The following is a 21,643-nucleotide window of genomic DNA, read 5'->3' as shown; positions in this document are numbered from 1 at the left end:
CTAGGTCACAGTGGGTTCCAGGTGAGACGTCGATCACATCAAATTCGTCCCCCTTCACAACGCTTCAGATCCGACACCGACTACCTCGAGGAGACGGCCATGGCCATCGAGCTCAACCAGATTTGGGACTTCCCCATCAAGGAGTTCCACCCCTTCCCGCGGGCACTGATGGGAGTGGGCGCGCACGACATCATCGGAGTGGAGGCGAAGAACCTCGGATTCAAACGGACGCTCCTCATGACCACTGGTCTGCGCGGTTCGGGGATCATCGAGGAACTGGTCGGCAAGATCGAGTACCAGGGCGTCGAGGTCGTGCTGTACGACAAGGTGGAGTCGAATCCCAAGGACTACAACGTGATGGAGGCCGCGGCCCTCTACCAGAAGGAGAAGTGCGACTCGATCATCTCGGTCGGCGGTGGCTCCAGCCACGACGCAGCCAAGGGTGCTCGCGTGGTAGTCGCGCACGACGGCCGCAACATCAACGAGTTCGAGGGATTCGCGAAGTCCACCAACAAGGAGAACCCGCCCCACATCGCCGTCTCCACCACGGCCGGTACGGGTTCGGAGACGTCGTGGGCGTACGTCATCACCGACACGTCGGACATGAACAACCCGCACAAGTGGGTGGGATTCGACGAGGCGACCATCGTGACTCTCGCGATCGACGACCCGCTGCTGTACTACACCTGCCCCCAGCACTTCACGGCGTACTGCGGATTCGACGTCCTCGCGCACGGCAGTGAGCCGTACGTGTCGCGTCTCGACTTCGCGCCGTCGCTCGGCAATGCGCTGTACTCGGTGGAACTCGTCGCGAAGAACCTGCGCGAGGCCGTGTTCGAGCCGCGCAACCTGAAGGCCCGCGAGGGAATGATGAACGCGCAGTACATCGCCGGGCAGGCGTTCAACTCCGGCGGTCTGGGCATCGTGCACTCCATCTCGCACGCGGTCAGTGCATTCTTCGACAGCCACCACGGCCTGAACAACGCGATCGCCCTTCCCCGCGTATGGGAGTACAACCTGCCCTCGCGCTACGAGCGCTACGCGCAGCTGGCGGGTGCGCTGGGTGTCGACACCCGCAACCTCACCACGGTGCAGGCCGCCGACGCCGCGGTCGAGGCTGCAATCCGCCTGGCCAAGGACGTCGGTATCCCCGACAACTTCGGCCAGGTCCGCACCGATTCGTACGAGAAGAATCAGATGAACACCAAGAAGTACGAGGGCCGCGGCGACACCATCCGGGGCGACGAGAAGACCATCCGCGCCATTTCCGAGCACATTCAGGACGACTGGTGCACGCCCGGAAACCCCCGTGAGGTGACGGTCGACTCGATGCTGCCCGTGGTCGACCACGCGATCAACAGCTCGTACTAGTTCCACCGAACTCGCGTCCGGGGCGGGCGTGTCCCCAGCCTGGCCCTGCCCCGGACGCGTTCCCACGACCGATATCTGCTGACGACGGACGGAAGCCGCACCATGACCGCACCGCACCCCGCTCCAGCCCCGGCGGACATTCGCTTCGCCGACGGAACCGAACTGAAGGAAGCCCTGCGCGAGGTCGACTACATCGCCGACGACGAGTTCGCGGTCGTCGTACACCTGGCGACCGCGCTCGACCGACCGCTCCTTCTCGAGGGCCCCGCCGGCGTCGGGAAGACGGAGCTGGCGAAGTCGCTGGCGGAGGCCGCGGGCCGCAGGCTCGTCCGGTTGCAGTGCTACGAAGGACTCGACGACAACCGCGCATTGTACGAATGGGATTACGCCAAACAACTACTGCACGTACAGATGTTGCGTGATCGGCTCAGTGAGCAGATGGCAGCATTCGACGACGTCGCCGACGCGTCGAGGTTCCTGGCCGCACAGGATTTCGGTTTGTACTCCGAGGCGTTCCTGTCGGTACGGCCGCTGCTCGAGGCGATCCTGTCGCCGGAACCGGTGGTATTGCTCGTCGACGAGGTGGACCGCACCGAGGAGTCGATGGAAGCGCTACTGCTCGAGGTTCTCGCCGAGGGCCAGGTCACCATCCCCGAGGTCGGCACGTTCACCGCACGCTCCGCACCGTGGGTCATATTGACCTCCAACGACACTCGCGAACTCTCCCCCGCGCTGAAGCGGCGATGCCTGCACTACCATCTCGACTATCCCACCCCCGAACGTGAACGCGACATCGTGACCGCCCGTGCGCCCGAGGTGGAGTCGGCTGTCGCTGCTGATGTCGTCGAACTCGCGCGGACGCTGCGCGAGCTGCCGCTGCGGAAGAGTCCGTCCATCGCGGAAGTCATCGACGCCGCGCGCGCCGCGGTGGTGCTGAAGGCGACGGGTGTCACTGTCACGTCGCAGGCGGCGATTCGCGACATCCTTCTCACTGCCCTGCTCAAGTACACCAGCGATGTCGATCTGGCCCGCGGCCGCCTCGACGACGGCAAAAGTCCTGCCCCGGTCGAGAGGGCGGCGTCCGACAACAACGGTGAGCGGGTGACCGTCGCGTCCCGTCCCGCCAACACCACCACGGCGGTGTTCCGCGGACACGGCGGCCGCGACCGCGGTGGCATCGGCGTCGGCAACGGCCGCCCCGCGAGGCGATGACGATGTCCGCCGTCCACTCGGCACCGGCGCCCGAGTCCCAACTTCTCGATGTGCTGGCGGCGTCGTTCGGCACCCTGCTGCGCCAGTGCGGAGTGGCAGCGTCTCCGGCGGAAGTGATCGAAGTCCGTCGCGTCCTCGGTCTCGTCGGCGCACGGGAGCCGCATACCACGCGAGCAGCGTTGCGAGCGGTGTGTGCCAAGTACACCTACGAGCAATCGGGGTTCGACCGCGCCTTCGACGTGTTCTTCGGTGCTGTTGCCGCAGCCGCCACCGACCCCCGGGCACCGTCCCGGGCCGAGTTCGCGGCCGGCCTTCCGACGGCCCTCGAGGTAGCCGACAACGCCGACACAGCCCGTTATGCCGAATACAACGAGCGCGCCGCCGAAGTCGGTGACCACTTCGACACTCCAGAGGCGGAGAAGGGTTTCAATCCCCACAAGGATGACGACGACGTCAGCATGACGTCGAGCGACGCCGAACTGTCCGTCGACTCCGAGGCCGATTCGGGGCACCGCGGCGTCACGTACACGGTGGAGGTCGAGCGGGCGGCGAGCACCGCCGTCGGCGACCTGGCGTCGTCGACGAGCGGTGCTGTCGTCGGGTCGTTGTCCTGGGACGACCCGGAATCGATTCTCGCGTGGCTCGACGCCTACGACCCGAGCAAGATCTACGCGGACTCCGGGGCCGACGAGCCGCTGACCGCTGCCCAGTTGAATCGTCTGGCAGAGGCAGTCGAGGCATTCGTCGGAGCGCTGGCCGCAGCCCGGGACACAGCCGCCGGGCACGCCGCTCCGGATGTCCCGGCAGCGGACAGCCAGGGTTCCGCGCTCTCGCGCGCCGAGGTGAATCAGGCCTGCCACGAGGTGCTTCGGCGGATGCGCGGGCCGACGCGTCCCCGTCCGCGCGAACTGGCGCGGGGCCGGCTCGACATGCGCCGGACCGTGCGCGCGAGCCTGCGGACCGAGGGCATCCCCTTCCACCTCATGGTGAAGGCGCCCCGCCCGGACCGGGTGCGGGTGCTGATCCTCGCGGACGTCTCGCTGTCGGTACGACCCGTCACCGCCTTCACTCTCCGGCTGGCGCAGGCCATGCATCGCCGGGCAAGCCGCTGCCAGGTCCTGGCGTTCGTGGACCGCCCCGTCGACGTCACTGACACCCTCCTCGCCGAGACCGACGACGACGCGCTCGCCTTGGTGCTCGCCGACCCGCGCATCGATTTGGAGGCGAGCAGCGACTACGGTCGGGTGTTTACCGACGTGCTGACCGAGTTCGGCACCGACGTGAACTCCCGCACCTCGGTGGTCGTCGTCGGCGACGGGCGGTGCAACGGCCTCCCGCCGGGTGTCGACGAGTTCGCCGAACTGCGTCGCAAGGTGCACCGGCTGGCATGGATCACCCCGGAACCCGAGCGCTACTGGAATCAGGCGTCGTGCGCGATGCCGCAGTACGCCGAGATCTGCGATCGAGTGGTGGTCGCGCGGGACGCGGTCCAGCTGATGGCACGCGCCGCCGAACTGGGGCACGCATTGCGATGAAACGGCTCTCGTCGAGGACAACACAGATCCTGCCCGATCGGGTAGGTCGCGTACCTACCCTTCGGGCAGTGCGCGCGTCCGTTCCCGCCCGTAGAGTCGGGGTCCAGGGCTTGTAACCTGGATCACATCGCGTGGAGCGTGGGAGGAGTGTCGTCTTGTCTGTGTCGTATCCAGTCACCCGCACCACCGCTACGGACCGGCTGGTCAAGTTTCATGCACCGGAGATCGTGTTCGGTGTCGGTTCGATGGTCGAGGCCGCGCACGCCGTCCTCCGTCTCGGAGGCTCGCGGCCGATGCTGGTCACCGACCCCGGCTTGATCGAAGCCGGTTGGGCGACCGAACTGCAGGACCAGCTCCGAGAACAGGGACTGACGCCCGTCGTCTGGAGCGCGTTGACACCCAATCCCAAGGATCACGAGGTCGCCGCCGGTCACGAGGCCTACCAGGAAGGCGGATGCGATGTCCTGATCGCACTCGGTGGCGGTTCGGTGATCGATGCCACCAAAGGCATCGCGGTGCTGGCCGCGAACGGTGGCAACATTCTCGACTACGAGGGGGTGGATCAGGCGACCAGTCCGATTCCCCCGCTCGTCATGGTCCCGTCCACGTCCGGCACCGGCGCCGACGTGTCGCAGTTCTGCATCGTGACGGACACAGCCCGGGGTACCAAGATCACGATCATCGGCCGTGCGCTGGTTCCCGACGTCACCGTGATCGATCCCCGCCTGCTCACAACCATGCCGGAGTGGCTCAATGCGGCTACCGGGCTCGACGCGCTCACACACGGTATCGAGGCCTTCGTCTCGCTGGCGCACAACCCGCTCACCGATCATCACGCGCTTCGCGCGATAGGGCTGGTCACCGACACCCTGGTCCACACCATCGAGGATCCGCTGGAGATGGAGCCGCGGGCCGTCATGGCACAGGCGAGCCTCGAAGCGGGGCTGGCCTTCACCAACGCCATTCTCGGTGCGGCACATGCCATGAGTCATCAGGTCGGTGGTCTGCTCGATCTGCCGCACGGCGTGATCAACGGTATTCTGCTCCCGCACGTGATTCGGTTCAATGCGAGCAGCGACGCCACCCCGTTCGTGGCAATCGCGGCGACTCTCGGACTGGAGGAACATCGCGGAACCCCCGAGGAAGCGGCTCTTGCGGTCGCGGACCGAGTGGAGCGATTGGCTCGGGAAGTGGGTGTGCCGCGCAGACTGGCGGAGTTGGGCGTGCGGGAAACAGACCTTCCACGGCTCGCGGAATTCGCCCTGCGCGACGCCTGCATGTCCACCAATCCGCGGACTGCCACCCACCAGCAGATGGTGGCACTCTTCCGGTCTGCGCTGTGAGCCGATGAACGCCCCCGACCTCTCGACACTCACCGGGCTGCGGTCGGGCAAGCCGACGTTCTACCCGCAGTACCGCGGCGCCGCGGAACGCCTCGAGCGCGTCGTCCATGCGCTCGAGCTCATCTCCCGGGCGCTCGTACGAACGGTCGAAGGACCCGAGACGTTGATCTGCGCGGTGGCCGAGGCGGCACGCGCTCACCTGGACGCTCGCTGGGTGGCATTTGCGTTGGCAGACGGCATGCTGCCGGACGCCGGTCCCCGCCGGTTGGTTCTCGGGCCGGACGCCACCCCGTTTCTCGTCGACAACGTCGAGGGGCCCCCGCTTCCGGACGAGGTGGTCACGTGTCTCGACGACATCAGGTCCGCGCGCACCGGCAGGGCGCCCAGCATCGACCCGCACCATGCCTTCGTGCCGATCGTGCTCGAAGGTGGCGTTGTGGGGGCCTTCGCGGCGTGGACGGCGCCGCAACGCACGCTCGACACCACCGATGGCGCGGTACTGAGTATCCTGGCGAGCCAGACTGCGGTGGCCCTGCAGAACTCGGCTCTTTACCAGCGCGGGCAGCTACTTCTCGAACGCGCCGAGCATGCGTACTCGGAGGCGCGGCGCACCGCGTCGGATCTTGCGGTCCGCAACGCCGAACTCGAGTCCACCCAACGCCAGCTGGGGGCCGCGCACCGGCATCAGATACTCGACGAGGAACGACACCGCATCGCTCGTGAACTTCATGACAGTGTCACGCAGGCGGTGCTCTCGGCCGGTATGCAGATCGAGGTGTGCCGGAGTGGCGTGCCCGACGCCGAGCGTCGCGAAAGACTCGACCTGGCCAAGGATCTCACTCGTCGAGCAGTCGAGCAGTTGCGCTCGGCCATCTACGCGCTCAACCACTCCGGGAGTTCGGACCGCACCTCGCTGCCCGAGATGCTCGAGCAGCTCGGTGTGGTGCACATGCCCGACGAACTCGAGGTCAGTGTCCGGGTCGGCGGCACGCCTGCGGAGCTGTCGAGTGACCGTGAGCACGCGCTGCTCCGCATTGCGGGCGAGGCCTTGTTCAATGCTGCGGTACACGCCAATGCGACGCGTGCCGTTCTGCGCTTGACCTATTCGGCGGATTCGGTGCTGCTGTCCGTCGCCGACGACGGGGACGGGGATCCGAAGCGGATGCGGCTCATGCTGCGGATGGCAGCCGGCAACGACCGGGACGGGCATCATCGCGGTTTGGCGAACATGCAGGCCAGGGCAGCGGAATTCGGGGGAACCCTCGAAGTGGCCAGGGCGAGGATCGGCGGAGTACGAGTGGCAGCTCGAATCCCGCTCTCCGACGATAGTTTCGGGGGAGACAACGACAACCAGGTGGAGCGATGACGATGCGAACTCCGATGCGGAATCAGCCGGGTAGCACACAAGCCACGTCGGTGGTGCGGCTCGTCCTCGTCGACGATCATGCGATTCTGCGGCAGGGGCTGCGCAGCGTGCTCGAACGTGAACCGGATCTCGAGGTGGTCGGGGAGGCGTCGACCAGCCGGGAGGCACTGGACGTCGTCGAACAGGTAACTCCCGATGTCGTGTTGATGGATCTCAAGTTGTCGGCGGCGTCCGATTACGAGGGACTCGTATTGTGTGCGCAGTTGTCGTCCGCGAACAGAGGATTGGGGCTGCTGGTGCTGACGACGTTCCTCGACGAGCAGCTGGTGGTGCGGGCAGTGCAGGCCGGCGCCCGGGGTTACGTGGTCAAGGACGTGGACACGACCGAATTGGTGCGTGCCATCCGCGCCGTGTCCCGTGGTGAGAGCGCGTTCGACTCACGCAGCGCCTCGGCGGTGATCCGATCACTCAACGGTCAGACGACGCCGCGGGACGGGCTCACCGAGCGTGAACTCGAAGTCCTGCAGCTGCTGGCCACGGGATTGTCGAACGCGAAAATAGGAGAGCGGCTGTTCATCTCGGCCACGACAGTGAAGTTCCACGTCAGCAACATCATGCGCAAGCTCGACGTCAGCCGACGCGCGGAGGCCGTGTACGAGGCGGGCAAGCTGGGACTGATTTGAATCAGCCGTGACCAGCAGTGGATCGGCGTACCGTCCCTACCATGGCTGCTGCGATTTCGGTCGAGAAACTGGTGAAGACGTTCGGCGCCACCCGCGCGCTGGACGGCCTCGACCTCGAAGTGCGCACCGGTGAGGTTCACGGCTTCCTGGGGCCCAACGGTTCCGGCAAGTCGACGACCATCAGGGTCCTGCTCGGTCTGCTCCGCGCCGACTCGGGTACGACGCGTCTGCTCGACGGGGACCCCTGGCGCGACTCGGTGTCGCTGCACCGCAGGCTCGCCTACGTCCCCGGCGACGTGAATTTGTGGCCCAACCTCACCGGCGGCGAGGCGATCGATCTCCTCGCAGGGTTGCGCGGCGGTCTGGACGAGGCCCTGCGTGTGGAACTTCTCGAGCGGTTCGAACTCGACCCGACGAAGAAGGCGCGCACGTACTCGAAGGGCAACCGGCAGAAGGTCGCGCTGGTGGCCGCGTTCGCGTCGGATGTCGAACTGTATGTGCTCGACGAACCTACGTCGGGGCTGGATCCGTTGATGGAGTCGGTGTTCCAGGACTGTGTCGAGGAGATGTCCGACGCGGGAAAGACGGTCCTGCTGTCGAGTCACATCCTCGCGGAGGTCGAGGCGCTGTGCGATCGGGTAAGCATCATCCGCGAGGGCCGGACCGTCGAGACCGGCACCCTCGCGGAATTGCGTCACCTCACGCGCACGTCGATCACCGCCGATACGCAGCGGCCGGTGACCGGACTCGACGCCGTCGAGGGGGTGTACGACCTGCGGGTCGACGGCCTGCACACCCGGTGCGAGGTAGACACCAGCGCGCTCGACAGGGTGCTGCGCCACCTGCTGTCGTTCGGCGTCACGTCGCTGACGTCGACGCCCCCGACACTGGAAGAGTTGTTTCTCCGGCACTACGGGGACGAACTGGCCCGGGAGGGCGAGAACCACAGGCGGGCCGAGTCCGGGACGCGGGCGCCATGAGCACCGTGACGGCGCCGGAGACGACGGGCCGCGGCCAGTACGCCGGAACGGCCCGGCTCGTGCGGCTCGCCCTGCGCCGCGACCGCATCCAGTTGCCGGTGTGGTTACTCGCTCTCGTAGCGCTGCAGGCATTCTCGGCGTCGAGCGTGCTCGGCCTGTATCCCACCGAGCCCGACCTGCACAGTTTCGCGATGGCCACTGCGGCGTCGCCGGTCGCGCTGGCCACCAACGGTCTCGTGTCGGGGTACAGCGCCGGCGCCGTGCTCGCCTGTCAGATCGTCATGCCGATGTCACTGGCCGCGGGCCTGATGACCACCCTGCTGGTCGTGCGGCACACCCGCCAGAACGAGGAGACCGGCCGCGCAGAACTTGTCGAGGCCGCCGTGGTCGGCCGGAAGGCACTGCTCACCGCGGCTCTGGTGGTCGCGGTCGGCGCCAATCTGGCTCTCGGTCTGCTCAACGTCGTCGTGTTGGTGGCGGCGGGGCTGCCACTGGACGGGTCGGTGGCGCTCGGCGCGGCGGTCGCGGGTGCCGGTATCGCTTTCGCGGCGATCGCCGCGGTGACGGCGCAGGTGACGGACAGTGCTCGCACCGCCAACGGGCTGGCCGGGGCCGCCCTCGGTGTGGCATTCCTGTTGCGTGCGGTGGGGGACATGACGGGCACGGTGACGAACAACGGCACGCGGGTGGTGAGCGGCTGGCCGACGTGGGTGTCGCCGATCGGCTGGGCCGAGCAGGTCCGTCCGTACGACGACAACGCCTGGTGGGTTCTGTTGCTGCCCGCCGCGTTCGCACTCGCCGTCGGCTCCGCCGGCTTCGTCCTCACTGAGCACCGGGATGTCGGTTCAGGGCTCGTGCCGACCCGGCCGGGCCCCGCCCGCGCGTCCCGTTCACTGCCGACGGCGGTCGGATCAGCGTGGCGGATGCAACGGACGATCCTGTTCTGGTGGGCATTCGGAATCGCCGTCCTCGCCGTGGTGTACGGCGCGATCGCAGACCAGATCGACGACTTTCTCGGCGAGGGCGAGCAGGTGGCCGACATGATGGAACAGCTCGGTGGCGGTACGACCGACATGATCGACGCCTACTTCGCCGCCATCTTCGGCATGATGGCGATCGCGGTCGCGGGCTACGCCGTGCAAGCATTGCTCCGGATGCGCGGTGAAGAGTCGTCCGGGCGGCTCGAACCCGTTCTCGCGACAGCGGTCTCGCGTCCGCGGTGGATGCTGGCGCACGTCGGCCTCGTCACGGTCGGCATCGTCGTCCTGCAGGCCCTGACCGGGGCGGCGACCGGTCTCGCGTACGGGTTGGTGACCGAGGACGTGCCGGGGAAGGTCGTAAATCTGACGGGGGCCGCCCTCGTCTTCGTGCCGGCGATCGGGGTGGTCGCGGCACTGGTGGCGTTGTCGTTCGGCGGCGCCCCGGCCTGGTCGGCGGGGCTCTCCTGGGGTGTGCTTGCGCTCTGCCTGATCTTCGGATTCCTCGGACCGCTGCTCGGACTACCCCAGGTGGTCCGCGATGTGTCGCCTTTCACGCACGTCCCTGCGGTTCCCGCCGCCGAGGCGGCGGCCGCTCCGCTGGTCTGGCTCACGATGATTGCCGTCGTTGTGGGTGCCGTCGGAGTGGTGCTGTTCCGTCGGCGAGATCTCACGAACTCATAGCGGAACCGGGAGGCTGGGTCGACGGTCGGCGACGAAGGTCGGTGTCCAGCATGCGGATCAACTCACCGACCCGTCCACCGCCCCCCGGTGCCGCCGGAAAGCGTTCGAGCACGTCGACGACAGCCGGTGTCGCACGAAGCGCCGCTTGCTCGAGGCTCCCGGCACCCACGGTCCGATCGTCACCGGCGACGAGCTCGGTGGCTCTGGACGCGTGAGCGCCTGCTCCGAGAATATGTTTGACCTGGGTCGCCTTGGCCAACGGATGCAGATAGGCGGCGCCTGCCGCAGACATTGCTGCCCGCGCTGCCTCGCGCGCAGCCGCAGTGTTCGTGCCCTTGGCTGCCGCGAGCGCCGCCCACGCTGTGTCGCGCAGAGATTTCGCCCGTTCACCACCCCGCGCGAACTCCCATGCAGCAGTGATCGCGTCTCGGGGCCGCGAGTCGTCCGGCTGATCGGCCTCGAATATGTCGAGAACCCCCTCCGCACACCCCGCAGCAAAAGCGGTGACCTCCCGAAGATCCTGCTTGCTCAGAACGATCTCGTTCGCTGCCGCTGCCATCGTTCCATTTTCGACCATCGGGGCCGGGGCCGTGCCGCGCGTCTGCCGCGTGGGGGCGATTACCATGCCGGGCGTGGGGTGGACTGACGATCTCCGTGGCCGGTTGGACGAACTACTCGACGGGTACCGGGCTGCTCTGCGTGGCAGTCTGGAAGGCCTGGACGACGAGCAGGCGCGCCGGAGTCCGGTGCGCTCGAAGACGACAGTGCTCGGATTGGTCAAACACGTCACCTACGTCGAGGCCGTGTGGTTCGACCAGGCGGTGACCGGTCGCTCGTACCGGGAGAATGCGAACCTGTCGAAACACCTATTGCTGTGGTCGCATTCGGCTGCTAGGATCGAACAAAGTTTCGAATAACCTTGGGGGAGGTTGGCTGTGGGGGAATTGGTTGCAGCAGATCTGGACGAGTTGCGTGCGTTCACGGCGAGGCTGCGATGTGTCGAGGCGGGTGGGGATGCGGGGTTGGGGATCGATCTGCTCGATGCGATCGAGACGTTGAAGTCGGTGGGCTGCGCGGTGCAGGCGGTGCTCGCCGATGACGTCGCCACGAGTATCCGCGCCGATCGTAGGGTCCGGGGGTTGCCGCGGTCCGAATGGGACCGGGGGATCGGGTCGCAGATTGCGTTGGCGCGCAGAGAATCCCCGAACCGCGGCGGCCGGCATCTGGGGTTCGCGCGTGCGCTGGTGCACGAAATGCCGCACACCCTGGCGTTGTTGCGGTCGGGGCGGTTGAACGAATGGCGCGCCACCCTGCTCGTACGAGAAACAGCCTGTCTATCAGCGGCCGATCGAGGGATCGTCGACCGCCGATTGTGTTCGGACCCGGCCACTCTCGGCAGGGTCGGGGATCGGGGTCTGATCGCGCGGGCGAAGGCTTTGGCGGTCGAGCTCGATGCCGCGGCGGTCGTCCGAAGGCACCGGAAGGCGGTATCGGAGCGGCGGGTGACGACGAGGCCGGCCCCGGATTCGATGGCGTACGTCAGTGTGTTGATGCCGGTGGAGCAGGCCGTGTGCCTACAGGCGACCCTGGGCCGCGATGCTGACAGTCTCATCGCCACCGGTAACAGTGGTGGTCGCACCCGCAATCAGGTGATGGTGGATTTGTTGTTCGAACGTGGCACCGGGCAGACCGCTGCTGGTAGTGTTCCGGTGGCGGTGAATCTGGTGCTCTCGGACGAGACGCTGTTGGCCGGTGGGCACGAGGCCGCGCACATGCAGGGGTTCGGACCGGTGCCGGCGGGGATCGCGCGGCACCTGGTTGCTTGTGCGGTGGCCTCGGATACCGAGACATCGTTGCGGCGGGTGTATTCGTGTCCGCAGTCGGGGACACTCACGGCGATGGAATCGCAGTCGCGCACGTTCCCGAAGAGCCTGAGAAAGCTGATCGACCTCCGCGACCGTACGTGCCGTACTCCGTGGTGTGATGCGCCGATCCGCCATCACGATCACATCCGCTCCCGCCGAAAGTCGGGTGCCACAAGCGTGTACAACGGGTCCGGGCTGTGCGAGGCCTGCAACTACGCGAAGGAGGGCGACGGATGGACCGCCCGCCCAGTACACAATCCCGGCCGCACCCATCTCATCGACCTCGGCACCCCAACGGGGCACCACTACCGTTCAGCGGCGCCACCACTACCGGTCCCCGCACGCCTCCGCGCATCGTGAGGTGGTCAGCAGTCGATGACGAGCCATCCGCCATGGTGTTCGAATACCTCGAACGGGCGTCCCGTCGTTTCACCGAGCTTCGTGAGCGATGGGGTGTCGAAGGTGCGGATGTGTCCGTGGCAGGCCGTTGCCTCGTCCTCGTAGGGGACGGCAACGACAACCCGGTCGCGGGCAACGCGGATGGCCTCGGATATCACTGCGGCCCCGACGCTTTCGTCGACGTGTTCGAGGAGGTGGATGGCGGTGACGGTGTCGGCGCTGTTGTCGGGAACCGGGACGTGCGCGGCGTCGCACACGAGGGTGCGCAGGTCGAGGCCCAGCTCCGGTGCGACGGCGTCGAGCAGGGTCATCGTTCCGGAAAGGATATCGGTCGCGGTGACGTCCATCCCGGCCTGCGCGAGACGCAGGGGCAGGAAGCCGAAGCAAGATCCGAGGTCGAGGACGGAACCGCGGACCAGTTGTTCCGCCCTCTCGTGGATCGGTGCAAAGTCGGCGATGCCGTCCAGCAATTCGCCCAGAGAGTTGCGGTAGTAGACGGCCCAGGCCTCGAGTGCGCCGTCGACGGTCGAGCGGACCAGTCCGACCATGGTCGATTCGAACTCGTCCTGACCGAAGTCGGCGTCCTCGATCGACGCAGTGACCGAGGCCACGAGTCGTTCGCTCAGATCTTCGGGTGTCAGTGCATGCGTCACCCGCAACTTGCCGCCGTCGCGGGTGAGTGTGAGCGGCCCGGCCGCCACCCGCTCTACCGTGACGTGACCGTGTGACCACAGCCCGGATTCGCACGGTGCGAGAGAGTCGAAAGCGGGCGTGTCGAGAGTGGATGTCATTCGAGGCAACCTTGCCGGGAGGTGTTGGCGGACTGATCAAGTTCTTGTGTCGGGCTCGCCGAGGGATCTGAGCCCATCGTAGAGCGATTGCATTCCGCTGGCGAGTAGTTCGTTCAGTTCGAGCGACTCGTCGTCGAGCCACTGCTCGTAGGCGGACATCGCAACGCCGAGTAGAAGATAGCCGACTGTTCGCGGAACGTGGTCGGTCGGTGAGATTCCGAGCCTGCTCGCGACGTACTCTGCGATGACATTGCGCCACCCTTGGTACATCACCACCGAATACGCCTGCAGGGCGGGCACTCGCAGGATCAACCCCATGCGCTTGCGGTGGTTGATTTCCTCGCTCGCGGGAAAGGCGTTGAACTGGAGGAGTGCGGCGGTGAGGCCGTCGACTATCGGGATGTCGCCGGGCTGCGCTGCGAGTTGGGCGCGCATTTCGGCGAGGTGAGCGTCGAAGTCCCCCCACGGGATCGCATTCTTGGATGGGAAGTAGCGGAACAGGGTGCGCCGGGCGATACCGGACGCTTCGGCGACTTCGTCGACGCTGGTGGCGTCGAACCCCTGTTCCGTGAACAACTCGATCCCGACGGAACTGATCCGATCCTGCGTCGTGGATGGGCGTCGCCCTATCCGAGTGGATGGTTTTCGACGACTTCTCAATGTTCGTCCCCTCCCGATCTGTCATTCTGCACTCGATGTCATTACAGTGGTGAGGCGAGTCACAAAGGTGGTCTCCTATGACGGGGAACATCCCTCGGGCTCGCGCCGTATCACCGAACAGTAGGAGGAAATCATGTCCGATCGTGACAACAACGTGCTGGAAAACGACTTGGTCGAGGAATCCCTGGTGGAAGAGGTCTCGATCGACGGCATGTGCGGCGTGTACTGATCATGTCCGCTCCAGCTTCTGCTCCAGTGACCGGCAACGCCGGTATCGATCTCGATGTGGGCTGGAAGCTTCATCCGCAGGTGGCGCTGCGTCCCGAGCCGTTCGGGGCGCTGCTCTACCACTTCGGGACGCGGAAGCTGTCGTTCCTGAAGAACCGCACGATTGTCGCGGTGGTCGAAGCCCTTCCCTCGCACGCCGACGCCCGGTCCGCACTGCGGGCGCAGGGTATCGGGGACGACGCTGCCGCGCAGTACGCGCGAGCGCTCGGCACGTTGGCCGAGTCGCACATGATCGTCCCCGCCTGACCAGCTCTCTCCACCCGTACCAGAGGACACAGCCCATGACCTCCATGCTCGAAAGGCCTTCCGCGGTGACAACCCCCGTCGCTCCGGTCGGCCGACTCGTCGACCAGTTCGAACTCGGCCTCGACGCCCCGATCTGCCTCACGTGGGAGCTGACCTACGCGTGCAACCTGTCGTGTGTGCACTGCCTGTCTTCGTCGGGGCGGCGTGATCCGCGGGAGCTGAGCACCGAGCAGTGCAAGTCGATCATCGACGAACTGCAGCGTATGCAGGTGTTCTACGTGAACATCGGTGGCGGTGAGCCCACCGTGCGCTCGGACTTCTGGGAACTGGTCGACTACGCGACCGCCCACCAGGTGGGGGTGAAGTTCTCGACGAACGGGGTGAAGATCGACAAGAAAGTCGCCGCGCGGCTCGCAGCCAGTGACTACGTCGACGTGCAGATCTCCCTCGACGGTGCGACGGCCGAGGTGAACGACGCCGTCCGCGGCCCGGGTTCGTTCGCGATGGCTGTGCGGGCGCTCGAGAATTTGTCCGAGGCAGGTTTCAAGGACGCCAAGATCTCCGTGGTGGTTACCCGGCACAACGTGTCCCAGCTCGACGACTTCAAGGCCCTCGCCGACACGTACGGCGCCACCTTGCGTATTACCCGGCTGCGACCGTCGGGCCGCGGTGCGGACGTGTGGGACGAACTGCATCCCACCCAGGCCCAGCAGCGTGAGCTCTACAACTGGCTGGTGGCCAACGGTGAAGGCGTACTCACGGGCGACTCCTTCTTCCATCTTTCCGCCTACGGTGACGCGTTGCCGGGTCTGAACCTCTGTGGTGCCGGCCGGGTGGTCTGCCTGATCGACCCGATCGGTGACGTCTACGCCTGCCCGTTCGCCATCCATGAGCAGTTCCTCGCTGGAAATATTGTGTCCGACGGCGGTTTTCAGCATGTCTGGCAGCATTCTGATCTGTTTCAGGAACTGCGGTCCCCGCAGACCGGGGGAGCCTGCAGTAAGTGCGACCATTACGACTCCTGCCGCGGGGGCTGCATGGCCGCGAAGTTTTTCACCGGGTTGCCGATGGACGGACCCGACCCGGAGTGTGTTCAGGGATACGGCGAGGCAGCACTTGCAGGTGAGCGCGGCGACATTCCGAAATCCAGCGTCGACCATTCTCGCACCGGTCAGCGCCGGACCCCGCGGGCGCCGGTTCCGCTGACGTTGATGGTGCGTCCGCCCGCCAAGATTTGTGACGAGAACCCGCTTGCGGGAATGGAACAGACGTAAGCCGTCTGTCTGTATGAGAGGTATTTTCGACATGGGTAAGAATCCGTTCTTCGAGACTGTGGCCGAGGCCCAGCGTCGTGCGAAGAAGCGACTGCCGAAGTCCGTGTATGCGGCACTGATCGCCGGTTCCGAGCGCGGGCTGACGGTCGACGACAACGTCACTGCGTTCGGTGAGCTGGGGTTCGCCCCGCACGCCGTTGGTCTGTCGGACAAGCGTGAGCTGGCGACCACCGTTATGGGACAGAGCATTTCGCTGCCCGTCGTGATTTCCCCGACCGGTGTGCAGGCAGTACACCCCGACGGAGAAGTCGCGGTGGCGCGCGCCGCGGCGGCCCGGGGGACGGCGATCGGGCTGAGTTCGTTCGCGAGCAAGTCGGTCGAGGAGGTCACCGCGGCGAATCCCCAAACCTTCTTTCAGATGTATTGGGTGGGTACCCGGGATGTTCTGGTCCAGCGGATGGAGCGGGCGCGTGCGGCCGGCGCCGCCGGGCTGATCGTCACCACCGACTGGTCATTCTCGTACGGGCGCGACTGGGGCAGCCCGGCCATCCCGGAGAAGATGGACCTCAAGGCGATGATCCAGTTCGCCCCGGAAGGCATCACCCGTCCGAAGTGGCTCTACGAGTTCGCGAAGACCAGGAAGATCCCGGATCTCACCACACCGAACCTCGCGGCCCCCGGCCAGGAACCGCCCACCTTCTTCGGTGCGTACGGCGAGTGGATGCAGACACCGCTGCCGACCTGGGATGATATCGCGTGGCTCCGTGAGCAGTGGGGCGGGCCGTTCATGCTCAAGGGCGTCATGCGCATCGATGACGCCAAGCGTGCCGTCGACGCCGGTGTCACGGCCATCTCGGTGTCCAACCACGGTGGCAACAACCTCGACGGCACACCCGCGCCGATTCGGGCGCTGCCCGCTATCGCCGACGCGGTCGGCGATCAGGTCGAGGTTCTCTTGGACGGCGGAATCCGCCGCGGCAGCGACGTCGTCAAGGCCCTCGCTCTCGGCGCCAAGGCCGTCATGATCGGCCGTGCATACCTCTGGGGCCTTTCGGCGAACGGCCAGGCCGGTGTCGAGAACGTTCTCGACGTCCTGCGCGGGGGCATCGATTCAGCGCTCCTCGGACTGGGACACTCGTCCATTCACGACCTCAGCGCATCCGACGTCGTGATCCCGCCCGGATTCGAACGCGTCTTGGGCGCCGAATCCTGACTCGAAGCGCGTAGATGGCCGCGCAGTTGACCGACCGGATCACCCTGGCGGGGCGTCATGCCCCTTCCAGGGTGCTCTTCGGTCCGCACGCCACCAACCTTGCTGCGCGACGTAGTATTTCACCGCGTCATGTCGCGTACTACGAGCGGCGGGCGCGAGGTGGTGCGGGTATCGTCGTCACGGAGGTCGCGTCGGTGCACGTCTCCGACTGGCCTTACGAGCGCGCGCCACTCGCTGCCGATTGCCTGACCGGCTGGCGCGATGTCGTGTCGGCGTGCCGCCCGCACGGCACTCTGGTGCTCGCCGGGCTGGGTCACACCGGACTGCAGGGCTCGAGCGCCTATTCGCAGTCCGTGCTGTGGGGCCCGTCCCGGGTGCCCGATGTGGTGTCGCGGGAGATGCCGTTGCAGATGGAGCGCGCCGAGATCGACGAACTCGTCGAGGGTTTTCGCGCCGCGGCAGCCCGTGCGGTCGAGGCGGACGTGGACGGGGTCGAACTCGACGCCGGGCCGAGGGGGTTGCTGCGACAGTTCCATTCGGGGCTCACGAATTTGCGCGACGACGAGTACGGTGCCGACCGTCTCAGGCTCACCCGCGAGGTGATTGCCGCTGTCCGGCAGGAACTGGGTCCGGGGCGAGTGCTGTCTCTGCGTCTCTCGTGTGACGAGCGGACGCCGTGGGGCGGTATTTCGCCTTCCGTCGCTGCCGAGCAGGCGCAGGAGTTGGCAGCTGCACTTGATCTCTTGGTCGTGGTGCGTGGCGGCGTTCTTTCGGTCACTGCGTACCGCCCCGATTTTCATACCCCGGCAGCCTTCGACACGGCTGTGTGCCTGTCCGTTCGGCAGGCCGTGGCCGGTGCTGTTCCGGTGGTCCTGCAGGGCAGCGTGGTCCACCCCGACGATGCCCGGCGGGCGCTCGACGACGGTGTCGCGGACGCGGTCGAGATGACGAGAGCGCAGATTGCCGACCCGGATCTCGTCTCCAAGATCCGCAGCGGTTTTCCGCCGCGTCCCTGCATCCTGTGCAATCAAGCCTGTCGGGTGCGTGATCCCCGCAACCCTTTGGTCACCTGCGTCGGAAACCCGACGGCCGGGCACGAGTCAGTCGACCCCCCGGAACCGTGGGCGGGCACCTCCGCGGATGCCGGAACCGTGCTCGTGGTGGGCGGGGGGCCGGCCGGACTCGAGGCGGCGCGCGTCCTCGCTACTTTCGGCCACCGCGTCACCGTCGCCGAGGCGGGGGACCGGCTCGGCGGCCTGGTGAGGATCGTCGCGGCCGACGCACCGCACCTGCAGCCGCTGACAGACTGGCTCGAAACCGAGTGCCGATCCCTAGGTGTCGATTTCCGTTTCGGTGTGACTGTGTCCGACGCGGACCTCGATGCGGCACAGAGGAACGGGATGACTGTGGTAATGGCCACCGGTAGCCGGCCACGTCCTGCGCCGTTCCTCGTCGACGGGACTACCCAGAGTGTCGACGCCGTCGATGTGTTGAGCGGGGCCTGCCTGCGCGAGGGCCCGATTCTTCTGTTCGACCCGATCGGGGGGCCGGTCGCGGTCGCCCTCGCCGAATGGCTCGCAGCGCAGGGGCGTGAGGTCGGTGTGGCGACTCCCGACCTGGTGGCAGGATCGCGCCTGGGCCCGAGCGGTGACCTGTTCGACGCCAACGGACGTCTGCAACGGGCGGGAGTCGCCCGTCACCTCTCGAGCCGGATCGTGTCGGCGGGAGACGCGGGCGCGCGGATCCGGCACCGGTACACCGGTGCGGAGACCGTGGTGCCGTGTGCCGTCGTGATCGATTGCTCCCCACGCCTACCCGAGAACACCCTGCGCACCTCACGTCCCGGCGCGGTTCGGATCGGTGATTGCGTGGCTCCCCGAACACTTCTCGAAGCGATTCGCGAAGGCCGCCTCGAGGCGCATGCCTCGTCAACCATAGATAGGACATCGAAATGGGACAGTTCGACGGCAAAGTAGCGTTCATCACCGGAGCCGCCCGAGGGCAGGGGCGGACGCATGCTGTGCGGCTGGCTCGTGAAGGCGCAGCGATCATCGCCGTCGACATCTGCGGACCGGTGTCGGATTACAACACATACGAACCGGCTACGCCCGACGACCTGGCGGAAACGGTGCGACTCGTGGAGACCGAAGGCGGCAAGATCCTCGCCGAACAGGCCGACGTCCGGGACAGCGCCGCGCTGAAGGCTGTGGTGGATCGTGGCGTCGAACAGTTCGGGCGCCTCGACATCGTGATCGCGAATGCGGGAATCTGTAATTGGAGCCGATTCTGGGAGATGCCCGACGAGCAGTGGGAGACGCTGATCGACGTCAATCTCACGGGTGCATGGAAGACGCTGAAGGCGGCTGTGCCGGCGCTGATCGAGGGCGGACGAGGAGGGTCCATCATCGTCGTGAGCTCGGTCGCCGGTATCAAACCCTTGCCGGGTCAGGCGAATTACGCAGCCTCCAAGTTCGGTCTGGTCGGACTCACGCAGTCGGCAGCAAAAGAGCTCGGCGAGTACAAGATCCGGGTCAACTCCATTCACCCGTACGGTGTCAAGACCCCAATGGGCACCGACCCCGGCAGCCTGGTGATCCTAGAGAAGCACCCCCACTACCTGTCGAGCTTCGGAACGATTCTTACCGAGTATCCGCTGGCCGGAACCGACGACATCACCGATGCGGTGCTGTGGCTGGCAGGTGACGGTTCCCGCACGGTCACCGGAAGCCAGGTCGCTCTCGACATGGGCAACACCAAGGTGTGAACACCGCCTACCGCCACCTCTTCACCCCGTTGCGCCTCGGGCCTCTGACGTTGCGCAACCGGGTCGTCTTCTCGGCGCACCTGACGGGATACGCCGTCGACGGACTGCCCACCGAGCAACACGCCGCCTACTACGCGGCGCGCGCGAAGGGCGGAGCCGGTCTGATCATCTCGGAGGAACACGCCACCCATCCCGGTGACTGGCCTTACGAGAAGGTGATCGCCGGTTACCGCCCTGAGGCGGTGTCTGGATATCGGCGGATCACCGACGCCGTGCACGAGTACGGCGTACCGATCCTCGCTCAGCTCAACCACAACGGTGGTCAGGGGTCCAGCCTGTATTCACGCCGGCCGCTGTGGGCGCCGAGCGCCGTACCCGACCCGTTGTTCCGGGAAGTACCGAAAGAGGTGGACGGTGAGGAAATCCGGACGCTGATCGACGGGTACGCACTCGTCGCCGACCAGTGCATCCGCGGCGGCTTCGACGGGATCGAACTGCAGTGCTCCCACTCTTCGCTCGTCCGCAGCTTTCTCGCGCCCGCGACCAACCAGCGCACCGATCGTTACGGAGGTTCACTCGAGAACCGCGCGCGATTCCTCCTCGAGGTCGTGGCCGCGGTCCGCGAGGCAATCGGACCGGACCATGCGCTCGGGGTGCGGCTCGCCGGTGACGACCTGTTCGACGGAGGAGTCGAGCTGGACGAAGCCGTGGAGGTCGCGGCCTTGGTCGATGCGTGCGGGCAGGTGGACTATGTCAACACCTCGATCGGCATGGCAACCGAGACTCTGCACATGATCGAAGCGTCGATGGCGGTGCCCCGCGGCTATGCGCTGTTCATTCCGAATGCGATCCGGCAACGGGTGGCTCTCCCCGTGGTCGGAGTCGGACGGTTCACGGAGCCAGGACAGGCCGAGAGGGCTTTGGCAGAAGGCCATTGCGATCTGATCGGGGTGGTGCGCGGACAGATCGCCGATCCCGACTTCGCCGCCAAGGCGCTGGCAGGAAACCGAGCCGACATCCGGACGTGCCTGTCGTGTAATCAGGAATGCGTCGGCCGGATGGGCCTCGGCCGGTGGCTCGGCTGCGCCGTCAACCCGCGTGCGGGCAAGGAATCGGTGGCCCTGCCCGCACCGACGGTCCGCGGGCGTCGCGTCGTCGTCGTCGGGGGCGGTCCGGCAGGACTACAGACAGCCGCGACCGCCGCGCTACGCGGTCACACCGTGACGCTGTACGAGCGCGCGAGGAAACTCGGGGGACAGGTGCGCACAGCCGCAACAGTTCCCGGCCGCCGTGAATTGCTCAGCCTGGTCACGAATCTCGAGGTGGAGTGTCGCCGTCTCGGCGTGGATCTTCGCATCGCGACCGCGGCGACGGAAGATGTGGTCGCCGACTGCTCCCCGGACGTCGTGGTGTTGGCGACGGGAGCTCGCCCGGTGCGCCCTACCTGGGCGGGAGGATCCGATCGGATCGTGGATGTGCGCGATGTCCTGGAAGGTCGGGCGGAGCCGGAGGGGACGGTGCTGGTTGTCGACGAACTGGGGTTCCACCAGGGCACGTCGGTGGCCGAGTTTCTGGCAGACGGAGGGTGCGAGGTCACGATCTGTACGCCGGGAATGGTCGTCGGTCAGGATCTCGGTATCACTCTGGACCTCGAGGGGTGGAACGAGCGGGCGCACCGCAAGAGCATCACCCAGTTGACCGACGTGGTGCCGACCGGTGTTGACCTTGCCCAGCACACGCGAGTCACCGTTGCGCTGCTGCATCACCCGACTGGGCGGATACGCAGACTCACCGTCGATTGGGTGGTGGCCTCCGTCCATCAGGAGCCTGACGACGACCTCTGGACGCCGCTGACTGCCGCAGGCTTCGACGTACATCGTATCGGGGACGTCCTCGCCCCCCGGCGCGCGCACTCCGCCGTCATCGAGGGCGAACGGGTCGCGTTGTCGCTCTGACGGCAGCGGCTTCTTCCGCCTCGCCTAGCATCGGGGG

20 protein-coding genes are annotated in these 21,643 nt (G+C 66.5%); 17 read left to right on the top strand and 3 right to left on the bottom strand.

The genetic code is table 11. From position 1 onward, the window contains the following. Positions 1 to 99 precede the first annotated feature (99 nt). The 8 genes from mdo to NOF53_RS11310 all read left to right on the top strand — a co-directional run bounded on the left by mdo (position 100) and on the right by NOF53_RS11310 (position 10,151). Positions 100 to 1,371, top strand: a complete 1,272-nt coding sequence (gene mdo, locus NOF53_RS11345) for an NDMA-dependent methanol dehydrogenase (RefSeq protein WP_255968245.1) — start codon at positions 100 to 102, stop codon at positions 1,369 to 1,371. Positions 1,372 to 1,473: 102 nt separating this feature from the next. After that, positions 1,474 to 2,583, top strand: coding sequence for a MadB family AAA-type ATPase (locus NOF53_RS11340; protein ID WP_255968243.1), 1,110 nt, complete (start codon positions 1,474 to 1,476; stop codon positions 2,581 to 2,583). Between the two features lie 2 nt (positions 2,584 to 2,585). Next, complete coding sequence (madC, locus tag NOF53_RS11335) at positions 2,586 to 4,118, top strand: MadC family VWA domain-containing protein (protein ID WP_255968241.1); 1,533 nt, start codon at positions 2,586 to 2,588, stop codon at positions 4,116 to 4,118. Positions 4,119 to 4,273: 155 nt separating this feature from the next. Further along, complete coding sequence (locus tag NOF53_RS11330) at positions 4,274 to 5,461, top strand: iron-containing alcohol dehydrogenase (protein ID WP_255968240.1); 1,188 nt, start codon at positions 4,274 to 4,276, stop codon at positions 5,459 to 5,461. Between the two features lie 4 nt (positions 5,462 to 5,465). Beyond that, positions 5,466 to 6,827, top strand: coding sequence for a MadS family sensor histidine kinase (locus NOF53_RS11325; RefSeq protein WP_305086791.1), 1,362 nt, complete (start codon positions 5,466 to 5,468; stop codon positions 6,825 to 6,827). After that, positions 6,824 to 7,510, top strand: a complete 687-nt coding sequence (locus NOF53_RS11320; RefSeq protein ID WP_255968239.1) for a MadR family response regulator transcription factor — start codon at positions 6,824 to 6,826, stop codon at positions 7,508 to 7,510. Before NOF53_RS11325 ends, NOF53_RS11320 begins: the two co-directional genes overlap by 4 nt. 41 nt (positions 7,511 to 7,551) lie before the next feature. Beyond that, complete coding sequence (locus NOF53_RS11315) at positions 7,552 to 8,490, top strand: ABC transporter ATP-binding protein (RefSeq protein WP_255968237.1); 939 nt, start codon at positions 7,552 to 7,554, stop codon at positions 8,488 to 8,490. Further along, on the top strand, positions 8,487 to 10,151 hold the full coding sequence (locus NOF53_RS11310; RefSeq protein WP_255968235.1) for an ABC transporter permease: 1,665 nt from the start codon (positions 8,487 to 8,489) through the stop codon (positions 10,149 to 10,151). Before NOF53_RS11315 ends, NOF53_RS11310 begins: the two co-directional genes overlap by 4 nt. On the opposite strand, the gene NOF53_RS11305 is transcribed toward NOF53_RS11310, so the two are convergent. After that, on the bottom strand, positions 10,138 to 10,710 hold the full coding sequence (locus tag NOF53_RS11305) for a putative immunity protein (protein ID WP_255968233.1): 573 nt from the start codon (positions 10,708 to 10,710) through the stop codon (positions 10,138 to 10,140). The two genes, NOF53_RS11310 and NOF53_RS11305, sit on opposite strands and share 14 nt — an antisense overlap. A 73-nt stretch (positions 10,711 to 10,783) precedes the next feature. On the opposite strand from NOF53_RS11305, the gene NOF53_RS11300 reads away from it, so the two are divergent. After that, on the top strand, positions 10,784 to 11,068 hold the full coding sequence (locus tag NOF53_RS11300; protein WP_255968231.1) for a mycothiol transferase: 285 nt from the start codon (positions 10,784 to 10,786) through the stop codon (positions 11,066 to 11,068). 18 nt (positions 11,069 to 11,086) lie between these two features. Continuing rightward, entirely contained in the window at positions 11,087 to 12,376 is a 1,290-nt protein-coding gene (locus NOF53_RS11295; RefSeq protein WP_255968229.1) for an HNH endonuclease, read from the top strand. 5 nt (positions 12,377 to 12,381) lie between these two features. Here NOF53_RS11295 and mftM read toward each other — a convergent pair whose 3' ends face one another. Both mftM and mftR read right to left on the bottom strand, forming a co-directional pair. Beyond that, the gene (gene mftM, locus NOF53_RS11290) at positions 12,382 to 13,206 is read right to left on the bottom strand and encodes a mycofactocin oligosaccharide methyltransferase MftM (RefSeq protein WP_255968227.1); all 825 of its coding nucleotides are present in this window, start codon (positions 13,204 to 13,206) and stop codon (positions 12,382 to 12,384) included. A gap of 36 nt (positions 13,207 to 13,242) precedes the next feature. Further along, positions 13,243 to 13,866 (bottom strand): mycofactocin system transcriptional regulator MftR, encoded by a 624-nt coding sequence (gene mftR / locus NOF53_RS11285; protein WP_255968225.1) that lies wholly within the window; start codon positions 13,864 to 13,866, stop codon positions 13,243 to 13,245. A gap of 133 nt (positions 13,867 to 13,999) precedes the next feature. On the opposite strand from mftR, the gene mftA reads away from it, so the two are divergent. Genes mftA through NOF53_RS11250 form a run of 7 tightly spaced genes read left to right on the top strand, consistent with a single transcriptional unit; the run spans position 14,000 to position 21,606 of the window. Beyond that, on the top strand, positions 14,000 to 14,095 hold the full coding sequence (gene mftA / locus NOF53_RS11280; RefSeq protein WP_005573048.1) for a mycofactocin precursor MftA: 96 nt from the start codon (positions 14,000 to 14,002) through the stop codon (positions 14,093 to 14,095). Positions 14,096 to 14,097: 2 nt separating this feature from the next. Continuing rightward, positions 14,098 to 14,400 (top strand): mycofactocin biosynthesis chaperone MftB, encoded by a 303-nt coding sequence (mftB, locus tag NOF53_RS11275; protein WP_255968222.1) that lies wholly within the window; start codon positions 14,098 to 14,100, stop codon positions 14,398 to 14,400. A 35-nt stretch (positions 14,401 to 14,435) separates the two neighbouring features. After that, complete coding sequence (gene mftC / locus NOF53_RS11270; protein ID WP_255968220.1) at positions 14,436 to 15,674, top strand: mycofactocin radical SAM maturase; 1,239 nt, start codon at positions 14,436 to 14,438, stop codon at positions 15,672 to 15,674. Between the two features lie 31 nt (positions 15,675 to 15,705). Continuing rightward, complete coding sequence (gene mftD / locus NOF53_RS11265) at positions 15,706 to 16,887, top strand: pre-mycofactocin synthase MftD (RefSeq protein WP_255968218.1); 1,182 nt, start codon at positions 15,706 to 15,708, stop codon at positions 16,885 to 16,887. A gap of 14 nt (positions 16,888 to 16,901) precedes the next feature. Beyond that, positions 16,902 to 18,863 carry a mycofactocin system FadH/OYE family oxidoreductase 1 gene (locus NOF53_RS11260; RefSeq protein ID WP_255968216.1) on the top strand — a complete coding sequence of 654 codons (1,962 nt, stop codon included), beginning with the start codon at positions 16,902 to 16,904 and terminating at the stop codon, positions 18,861 to 18,863. Then, positions 18,839 to 19,651 carry a mycofactocin-coupled SDR family oxidoreductase gene (locus NOF53_RS11255; RefSeq protein ID WP_255968214.1) on the top strand — a complete coding sequence of 271 codons (813 nt, stop codon included), beginning with the start codon at positions 18,839 to 18,841 and terminating at the stop codon, positions 19,649 to 19,651. Before NOF53_RS11260 ends, NOF53_RS11255 begins: the two co-directional genes overlap by 25 nt. Next, the gene (locus NOF53_RS11250) at positions 19,648 to 21,606 is read left to right on the top strand and encodes a mycofactocin system FadH/OYE family oxidoreductase 2 (RefSeq protein WP_255968212.1); all 1,959 of its coding nucleotides are present in this window, start codon (positions 19,648 to 19,650) and stop codon (positions 21,604 to 21,606) included. The genes NOF53_RS11255 and NOF53_RS11250 overlap by 4 nt, the downstream gene beginning before the upstream one ends. The last annotated feature ends 37 nt before the right edge of the window (positions 21,607 to 21,643 follow it).

The organism is Rhodococcus tibetensis, from assembly GCF_024438035.1.
Taxonomy (GTDB): domain Bacteria; phylum Actinomycetota; class Actinomycetes; order Mycobacteriales; family Mycobacteriaceae; genus Rhodococcus_F; species Rhodococcus_F tibetensis.
The sequence above is the reverse complement of the archived record's forward strand: the minus strand, read 5'-3'. Positions and strand labels throughout refer to the sequence as shown.

Bases quoted from the DNA above. Each gene is read 5' to 3' on its own strand.
- mdo (WP_255968245.1), top strand. From the start codon at position 100: ATGGCCATCGAGCTCAACCAGATTTGGGACTTCCCCATCAAGGAGTTC.
- NOF53_RS11340 (WP_255968243.1), top strand. From the start codon at position 1,474: ATGACCGCACCGCACCCCGCTCCAGCCCCGGCGGACATTCGCTTCGCC.
- madC (WP_255968241.1), top strand. From the start codon at position 2,586: ATGTCCGCCGTCCACTCGGCACCGGCGCCCGAGTCCCAACTTCTCGAT.
- NOF53_RS11325 (WP_305086791.1), top strand. From the start codon at position 5,466: ATGAACGCCCCCGACCTCTCGACACTCACCGGGCTGCGGTCGGGCAAG.
- NOF53_RS11320 (WP_255968239.1), top strand. From the start codon at position 6,824: ATGACGATGCGAACTCCGATGCGGAATCAGCCGGGTAGCACACAAGCC.
- NOF53_RS11315 (WP_255968237.1), top strand. From the start codon at position 7,552: ATGGCTGCTGCGATTTCGGTCGAGAAACTGGTGAAGACGTTCGGCGCC.
- NOF53_RS11310 (WP_255968235.1), top strand. From the start codon at position 8,487: ATGAGCACCGTGACGGCGCCGGAGACGACGGGCCGCGGCCAGTACGCC.
- NOF53_RS11305 (WP_255968233.1), bottom strand. From the start codon at position 10,710: ATGGCAGCGGCAGCGAACGAGATCGTTCTGAGCAAGCAGGATCTTCGG.
- mftM (WP_255968227.1), bottom strand. From the start codon at position 13,206: ATGACATCCACTCTCGACACGCCCGCTTTCGACTCTCTCGCACCGTGC.
- mftA (WP_005573048.1), top strand. From the start codon at position 14,000: ATGTCCGATCGTGACAACAACGTGCTGGAAAACGACTTGGTCGAGGAA.
- mftB (WP_255968222.1), top strand. From the start codon at position 14,098: ATGTCCGCTCCAGCTTCTGCTCCAGTGACCGGCAACGCCGGTATCGAT.
- mftC (WP_255968220.1), top strand. From the start codon at position 14,436: ATGACCTCCATGCTCGAAAGGCCTTCCGCGGTGACAACCCCCGTCGCT.
- mftD (WP_255968218.1), top strand. From the start codon at position 15,706: ATGGGTAAGAATCCGTTCTTCGAGACTGTGGCCGAGGCCCAGCGTCGT.
- NOF53_RS11260 (WP_255968216.1), top strand. From the start codon at position 16,902: ATGGCCGCGCAGTTGACCGACCGGATCACCCTGGCGGGGCGTCATGCC.
- NOF53_RS11255 (WP_255968214.1), top strand. From the start codon at position 18,839: ATGGGACAGTTCGACGGCAAAGTAGCGTTCATCACCGGAGCCGCCCGA.